General features: G+C 34.8%; 8 protein-coding genes. All 8 read right to left on the reverse strand.

Annotated elements, in window-relative coordinates; translation table 11 throughout:
• Positions 1 to 125: 125 nt before the first annotated feature.
• A complete protein-coding gene (locus ACIR131C_RS0115150) occupies positions 126 to 1,496 on the reverse strand; it encodes an EpsG family protein (RefSeq protein ID WP_028090881.1) in 1,371 nt (456 codons plus the stop codon).
• Positions 1,497 to 1,511: 15 nt separating this feature from the next.
• Entirely contained in the window at positions 1,512 to 2,633 is a 1,122-nt protein-coding gene (locus ACIR131C_RS0115155) for a glycosyltransferase family 4 protein (RefSeq protein ID WP_028090882.1), read from the reverse strand.
• Between the two features lie 74 nt (positions 2,634 to 2,707).
• Positions 2,708 to 3,427 (reverse strand): class I SAM-dependent methyltransferase, encoded by a 720-nt coding sequence (locus ACIR131C_RS22900; protein ID WP_051347578.1) that lies wholly within the window; start codon positions 3,425 to 3,427, stop codon positions 2,708 to 2,710.
• A gap of 139 nt (positions 3,428 to 3,566) precedes the next feature.
• Complete coding sequence (locus ACIR131C_RS0115165) at positions 3,567 to 4,388, reverse strand: class I SAM-dependent methyltransferase (protein ID WP_196811780.1); 822 nt, start codon at positions 4,386 to 4,388, stop codon at positions 3,567 to 3,569.
• A gap of 103 nt (positions 4,389 to 4,491) precedes the next feature.
• Positions 4,492 to 5,928 carry an MOP flippase family protein gene (locus ACIR131C_RS0115170; protein WP_028090884.1) on the reverse strand — a complete coding sequence of 479 codons (1,437 nt, stop codon included), beginning with the start codon at positions 5,926 to 5,928 and terminating at the stop codon, positions 4,492 to 4,494.
• Positions 5,929 to 6,119: 191 nt separating this feature from the next.
• Positions 6,120 to 6,710, reverse strand: coding sequence for a hypothetical protein (locus tag ACIR131C_RS0115175; protein ID WP_028090885.1), 591 nt, complete (start codon positions 6,708 to 6,710; stop codon positions 6,120 to 6,122).
• Positions 6,711 to 7,005: 295 nt separating this feature from the next.
• Positions 7,006 to 7,854, reverse strand: coding sequence for a Uma2 family endonuclease (locus tag ACIR131C_RS0115180; protein ID WP_155963138.1), 849 nt, complete (start codon positions 7,852 to 7,854; stop codon positions 7,006 to 7,008).
• Between the two features lie 79 nt (positions 7,855 to 7,933).
• Entirely contained in the window at positions 7,934 to 8,470 is a 537-nt protein-coding gene (locus tag ACIR131C_RS0115185) for a Uma2 family endonuclease (RefSeq protein ID WP_028090887.1), read from the reverse strand.
• Position 8,471: the final 1 nt, after the last annotated feature.

Below are 8,471 nucleotides of genomic sequence, written 5' to 3' on the forward strand. Positions count from 1 at the left end.
TAACCAGGTAATTGGAGTCCTATTGCTGACCGGGGGCAAAGTACCTTGAAATCAAGGCTCTGTCACGCTTTCAAATTCTTGCCTTATAAGGCCTTTATAAACTTTTCAGCTATAATTTCCACCCTTCAGGTAGCATTGGCATTGATGAAAAATACTATATAGTCAAATATAGTATTTTGTAAAGGACTACCATTAAAAAATATATGTTCTTTTGCAACTATCCAGCCTCCCGCCAGACCTCTAAATAACATGAAAATGTTGTAAGCAATAACAATAGCTATACTAATTATAAAAATATTATTTTTATAATTACGTCCATTTATCGAAGATAAACCTTTTTCCATTTCTATTAGAGGTAGATAGAAAATTCCAGACATTGAAAGTAACAAATAATAAATTCTCCAGTTTATTGGACTAACTGTACCATAAAAATATGAAATCATTTGCAATGAAAAAATAGTTATTAATGATAATAATTTTCTTGAAAATTCTTTTCTTTTTAAGAAAAAGAAAAGAACGGTAATTGTCATGAATATAAAAATTGTGATATCAAAAATACTCCCACCTATCATCTTACCATAATTATCATAATTAGTTAGCCTATTTTCTATACCATAATTTACTTTACCAAAATTTGATAATATTGGTAAAATTAATGGTAAAAATGCAGATATAGAAGCTTTTCCAGATAAAAATACATATAAAATAATTACAAAAATCAATGATATAAATTTGATTTTAGTGCTTTTAGCCTTTTTATAGTTTTTGACTACAGAAAAATTACTTTTAAAATTAAAAATATTAAACTCACTAAATCTAAAATAAGATAATATACAAATATTTATAAGATTTGATGAATGAGAAAAAAAACTAAGTATCAAGAAAGATAAAAATGAAATAGAGGAAGATTCCATCAAGGAAATGGCTGCCATTAAAAATGTGTTAGATAAAGCATGTCTCATGATTATAATTTGCCAGTAGTAGAATGGGGCTGAGAAAACTAGCATTAGTATAACTGGATAGTACTTTCTTGATAGTCTTTTGCTAATCACGAAAACAATTAATACATTAATAATAAGTGCATGGGCAAACAGATAAGCATAAACAGAACCACTTGTCAAGTGATACACAAAATACGCAATCAAAAATGGGATAAATTCAGTTCCCGTTCCATAGGAAACTGTTGCTTCAAAAGCATTCATATTTCCTAATTGTTCATATGTTTGAACATATTGTATAAGATCTGAATAAATTGTATAAGATGTAAAAAAAACACAGATTGTAAAAACTACTAAAATTAAAAGTAAATTATTTATCAAACCGATTCTTTTTCCTGGGTTTTTATTGTTTAACAAGTTAAGCTGGATAAATAAAAGTAATGGAAATATGCCAATTATTGGCACGTAAATCCAAACTGCTAAACTTATACATAAGAAAACAATAATGTATTGATTGACATTGCTAACATTTTCTTGAGGTACTGCAAGATTTTGCATGTGTGTTTTCATTACTTAAAGTCCCATGATTTGTCTCAGTTGTTGAGCCTCTACCTGCCATGAAAAATAGCTTTGCGCTCTCTGCCAAGCCAATTGGCCCATTTGATGCCGTAAATCAATGTCACGAGCCAGATTAACGAGATATTCACCCATTTTTTTACTGTTACCTTCCTGTACTAAGAATCCTGTCTCGTCATGCTTTACAGCATCAGGAATTCCTGCATGATAGGTGGAAACAATAGGCAAACTATATGCCATCGCTTCTAAAATAGCCACAGGCAGACCCTCCTCATCCCCCGTTTCAGGATCAGTTATGCTATGCTGTACAAATATATCTGCTTCTTTCATTAGTTGTTTTACCATTTGATTAGGTTGGCTCCCATGTAATGTCACTTTTTGTTCTAAATTGTAATCTCTAATAAATTTTTGAACGGATTGAAATAAATCCCCTGTACCTACATAATCAAGATGTAAGTCAGGATAAATTTCGGTAGCGCGACGAAAAGCATCGAGCATCAGAAGCGGTGCTTTTTTAGGTACCATGCGCCCCACCGCCAAACAGCGAACAATTTCTTGCTGACTTGGTCTGGAAAAAGGCTGAGAAGGCACATCAACACCACAAGGGATTACGTAAATCTTTTCAGGTTTTAAACCCAAAGCTATCAGTCTTTGACGCATGACTTGATTCACAACAATTACTCCAGCAGCGTAGTTATAGTTTAAGTATTCAACTTGCCATTTCTTTTGACGCAAAAGAGCAGAAGTATCAAATCCGTGAGCATGGGCAAAAAAAGGGATACCCAACTTTCGGGACAAAGGAAGCCATCTAGCAGAACTATCTAAATACTCTCCCAAAATAACGTTGACATTATGCTGGCGCAAAAACTTTTCTACGAAAGGGCTAAATTTAATGTATCCGGGCCAGAGCTTCTCAAGAACTTTCTCAAATCCTCTTTCAGCCAAGCTAAAACAAGACAAAATCAATTTTGGACATTCAACATCCCAGTGTCCACAATAAGGAAATTGATTGTTAGATGCGATGACAACAGTATTTCTTGGAAGTAAATCTTCCATATGTCGTCGGATAAAGGTTTCAGAAATAGCGCCAAGGTTTGGTGCGATCACAGCAAGAGTCATGATTTAAAATTAGCCACTTCACGGCATTGTAAGACACAGTCTTATTAAGGTTTTATCTCAGTCAAAATGAGAAATTACAGAAAACAAACGGGAACATAATCATCCCGTTTATCTCCTAAAGTATTATCTGCTTCATAAATAAATGTTTGGTATGATTCCGCAAAATCAGAAGATGTAAAAATTTTTACATTAGCAAAATGCTTCAAATACCTCTCAAAATAGTCCTTCCCTGGAGATCTGACATGTCCACTTTCTAAGGGATTTGGTTCTGAATATTCGAGAGTTTTCTCACAAACTATAGGTACGGGCAAAACTGCGATGGATTTACCTGGTCTCAAAATCCTTTTAATCTCCGAAAGTGCTTTCATATCATTGCTAATGTGTTCTAGCACATGAGAAGCAAAAATAAAGTCGAAGGTTCCATCCTCAAAAGGAAGTTGAGTCATGTCGCATTTAACATCAACATTCTCCATCATTAAATCTGCACTTGTATAATCTCTAAATTTGCTCTTGAAGTATTTAGCAAAATAAGGTTCTGGTGCAAAATGCAAAATTTTTGCATGGCTAGAATCAAAATCTTCAAAAATGGTATCACAAACCAGTTTTTGCAACCGATGTCTTTCAGCAGAATTGCATCTAGGACATAAACAATTTTTGCGATAACCTGTTGGGGGATTAACGTCAAAGAATGCTCCAACATAGCCACACAGTGGACATTCATATTTATCTTTCTTGAAGATACTTGTAGTATATTGGCTAATTCGCCAGATTTTTCTGGTTAATGAATTTAACATTTAATTTCCTCCTCTGGATACTCAGTAAATTGAAGTTAAAAATTCAATCTATGTAACGAAATGTAAAAACGACAAATACCTTAAATACCTTGAAAATAAATCATTCCAGGTTTTTTACAAAACTACATATACATCGGTTTTATCGTGCCGACTTACTTAATAGGTTTGTTGCCAATGATTTTCTAGCCGTACCAGATATCCCAGTTATCATTGAACTTTCCTGAAATTCCTCTGGAGGTGTATCTAATTTGTACATTACCCAAACTATGGGTAAGAGTATTACAGAAAATAATAATTGAAATGTTTTTTTCAGGATCTTTTGAAGGATATTATCTGTTTTAGAAAATCTAAAACTTCGGCGTGCCCAAAATCCTAACATTTGAGCCAGAGACGCATCCCACCCACCTAAAGCTTGCAGTTGAATGGTGTCAAATCCAGCGTTAGTAAGATGTCTTTCTAATGCAAAAGGTGTGTAACGATATTCATCATAGGGAACAGTGTGAAGTGGCCACAAAAACGGAACTGTAAAAAATAAAATACCCCCTGGCTTCAAAACTCTCTCGATTTCTTTCATCACTATCTCTGGTTCTGGACAGTGTTCAAAAACTTCAGTAGCAATCGCACAATCTATAGAAGAATCTGGTAAAGGAATGTGCTTGCCATCCCAAGTGATATCAGGTTTTGCATAGATATTATCATGTAAATCTAAGCCAATATACTTTTCAACCTGACTTGGTGGCTGTAATAACAGGGATTTATAAGGCATATAGCCTCCTCCCACGTCTAAGAGAGTACCTGAAAAAAAAGTTATGTTTTTCTTTAAAGCATTAAGAATAGCTTTTCTACACCCAAAATTATCTATATTATTAATGCTGATTTTCAGCATTAAAAAATCTTTTTCTATATTATCAATCGCCTGTTCTGTTGACATACGTTTAATTTTAATTAAAAATTTATTCATCACTATTTTACACCTATTACACAAATGTTAAAAATTTCTACTAGAAATTTTTAACAGATTTTAATACCAAAAAATTATAACTATTCTATTAATTACTATACCTTTAAGGTTTTATAAACTTGAGTAGTTCTAGTAATTGTTGCCTATTAATCCACCAACTGGCAAATAAGTAGCTAATAATTCCCACCAGGACTAAAATTGCTAATATCCAGACACTTACTAAAGTAGTAGGCAATAAAATTTTTATTCCTAAAATAGCTATCGACATTAGTAGACTAGCAACCAAAGGTCGCAAAATCAATAATCCGAACTCACTCATGGGTAATTCAATGAGACGAAAAGGAATGGCAAAACACGGATAACTTACCAAGAATATATAATAAATTGCATAGGCAGAAGCAACTCCAATAATTCCCCAATGTAAACCAATTATAAAAGCGATAATAGCTAGGAATCCTGTGACTATACCCCAAATAAACAACCAGTCTGTACGCCCTTTAGCATTGTAAATATGACCTACAGTCGATGCTAAAGACTGTATCATACCTAAAGGGGACAGGATTATTAATAATATTATTACAGGTCGCCATTGTTGGCCAAACACTACCAAAATAAAAGGTTTCGCTAATACGCATAATCCTGTCATCACAGGAAACACAATTAAGCTGATTGTTGCAATCGCTTTTAAATAAACACTCCTAAATTTAACATTATCATCTTGAAATTGAGATAAAACGGGAAACATAACCCTGCCAATAATACTCGATACATTTTGGAGTGGGTAAAGCATAAGACGATAGGCCAGCGTATAGTAGCCTAAATCTTGGGAACCTAAGAACCTACCGATTAAAATATAATCGGCATTGCGAACAAAATAATTAAAAACACTAAATCCAGTTAGATTCAAACTATAGCTACTGACTTCCCTTAAATCGTTTACACAAAAAACAAACTGAGGTTTCCACTGGCTTGTAACCCATAAAAGTATGGATGTACTAGAAACCAACACTAGTGTTTGTACGACTAAACTCCATACTCCCAATCCCAAAAATGCAGAACTAATACCTGTGATAGATCCTAAAATAACGGAAATAATTTCGATTTTAGCTAAAATACTAAAGGCTATTTTTTTTTCTAAAATTGCTTTATGAGCAATACTAAAACCAGAAATTATAAAAGTTAAGGCAAGAACCCTTAAAACTTCTGTTACTCTTGGCTCTCGATAAAAGATCGCCACTAAGGGTGAACAAACTAAAAGAATCAGACTTGCCAATAGTCCAATAATTACATTAACCCAAAATATTGTACTAACAAGGGAATCAGAAATTTGTTTGCGTTGAATGATAGCTGCGGATGTGCCTAAGTCATTAAATATACTGATAAACCCAGTTGTAACTGTTGCCATGCCTACTAAACCAAAATCACCAGGAGACAGTAATCTAGCTAAGACGGCAGTGGTTAAAAACTGCATTATCTGTCGGACAATTTGAGCAACTAAAGACCACCTAACACCAGATACAGCAGATTGTTTAAGAGACATTTATTATTTTCATAGTTAAGCTATTTTCAACCAGCCAAATACATCATCTTTAACTAAAAAACTTTTGCAATAATTATTCTTAGATTATCACTTGATTTAAGAAATGACAACTTTTTTTTGAAAGTTAATTTACTTAGCAAGGTCTAATTTTCATTTTTGGCATATTTCCCGGCATAAAGAACTAACTAAAACTAACTTTGTCCAAAAACGAAGTTAAGTCCGGCAAATAATTTATCTAAATTCGATATACTATACTCTTGGATATTTTTAATAAAATCCTGTTCTCGTAATTGTCCAAATTCCCATATTTTACCATTAGAAACAATACCATATAATAATTGTTCCGGTTGATTATTTATCTTCTGAGCGGCAATTAATTCGGCTAAACATTGTCCCCAACCTTCTTCAAAGTTGTCTTTTTTAGCTTCTACCAATATCAAATAAGGAGACTCAAAAACAATTTTTCCTCTAGGTGATCTTTTAGCAACAATATAATCAGGGATACCTGATAGTCTTTCATCAAAATTTAATGGCTGATGACTCCATACTAATAACTTATCCTTATACTTTTGCCAAATTTCAATTAAAATAGGAAAAATAACACCTTCACAAATAGCATACTCTGAGTTAAATACAACCCCTTCCCGTAAAACTAATTCAAAACGATTACGAAAGTAATCATCAATTTCTAAGGGATTTTCTTGGATGAAATTCTCTTCTTGATAAGTTAAAGGAAAGTCCCCTAAGACTTGGGCAATATTTTTGTACTGATTATAAGACATGATTTTGCTCTTTGGGGAGTATGGTTTGTATGCCGGGTTATTTCATTTTAGTACAGCACGGCGTAAGTGAATAAACCATTTTCAAGCCTTGTCATCAATAGACATCTCCAAAAATTAAAGATGCTTGACCTGAAAACCCTGTAGAGACGTTCCATGGAACGTCTCTACAATCTTTTTTGGAGATGTCTAATCAAATTTTTTTTGAGCTTTTAATGGTCATGCTATTTACGCCCTAGTGTACTAGATTTTGCCAATGGTGATTTTAGAGAAATTCTTGATAGTTTTTTCGATTCTACTAGAGTTCATGGGGATTTATTCCCTTTGCTCGTAATTGTGCGAGCAACTTTTCCATTCTCTGTTGCTCTTGTGCTAGTAATAATTCTGCTCCTTCTGCTCTTTGTAGAGCCTCTTGAGCTTGCTCTTGTGCTTCTTGGGCTTGCTGTTGTGCTTCTTGGGCTTGCTGTTGTGCTTCCTGGGCTTGCTGTTGTGCTTCTTGGGCTAGTTCATGCTCCGTAGGTAAAAGAACCCCATCCAAAGTTGCCCACCGACACCAAACAGTATCGGCATAGCCAAACACCCCCGACCACTGCACTAAGGCTAACCCTAACTGCTTACTAACCAGTCTATTTTGGCCATCGGGAATTATCGGCTCATAACCATCACTACCCATACTAAACCCAGCAAAATCACTAGGGTTAAAGGGATCAAACCAGAAATACTCTGGTACTCGCAGCCGTTTTTGGTAAATTTCTTTTTTCTCTGTTTTATCCCGCGACGCGGTGCTTGCAGACAGTAACTCTACTACTACATCTGGACTTTTACCTTCTTCCCAAGTTACCCAGCATTTACGCTCCCCTTTGGGAACGTCTAGCACGGCAAACATATCTGGACCGCGAAAATCGTGATTTTTTAATTGATGGGGGCTAAAATAAACAAACATATTTCCGCCCACAAAGGCATCTCGATCGCGTAGCCAATATGACAAAGGATCAACTAGTAAATCCATTTGTAGTTTATGGCGGTAAGTCTCCATGGGAATGCCATCATCGTAAAGTAATTCGTCTTGTGTCGGCGGCTTAACAAAATCTGGTGATAAACTATCTATCTGTGGGTTATTTAGTTTAGGCAATGTTGATTCAGTCATAGTATCCTGCGATGGCATCCCCATAAGGACTAATTTAACATTGGTGGCGAGGAGATAACTTGTCTAAGGTATTGCTTAATTAAGCCATTTTCAACCAGCCAAATACATCATCAACAGTTAATTTTAACTCTACTCCCGCCAATACAGGCAGAATATCGCTTTTTTCCATCAGCATTGGTTGGTGATCGCATAAAAATACTATAATACTTAAATCATCAGGATCAATAAACCATCCTAATTTACACCCATGCTCCATACAATGTAAGATATTGCCAATCACTTTATTTGGTTTCTGTTCGGGAGAAAGAATCTCAATTACCCAATCCGGGGACTGTCCAAATCTATCTGGGACTTCTCCATTGGCCAGGAAGGGAATATGCTCCCATGTAAAAACTGCTATATCAGGAACAATTGACCGATTACCAAAGCTACACCTGAGTTCAGGAAAAGCATAGGCTAACTTCCCCTTCTTTGTAAGCTGATTAATTCCATTACATAATTCGTACTGTAAACAACTGTGTCTTCCTTTAGGCATAGGTTTTTGAATAATGTCTCCAGCCAAGAACTCTAACGCGGGCTTGGTCTCCGGCATCATTAAGAACTTTTCTAAAGTAATA

It is taken from the genome of Dolichospermum circinale AWQC131C (genome assembly GCF_000426905.1).
Lineage (GTDB): Bacteria > Cyanobacteriota > Cyanobacteriia > Cyanobacteriales > Nostocaceae > Dolichospermum > Dolichospermum circinale.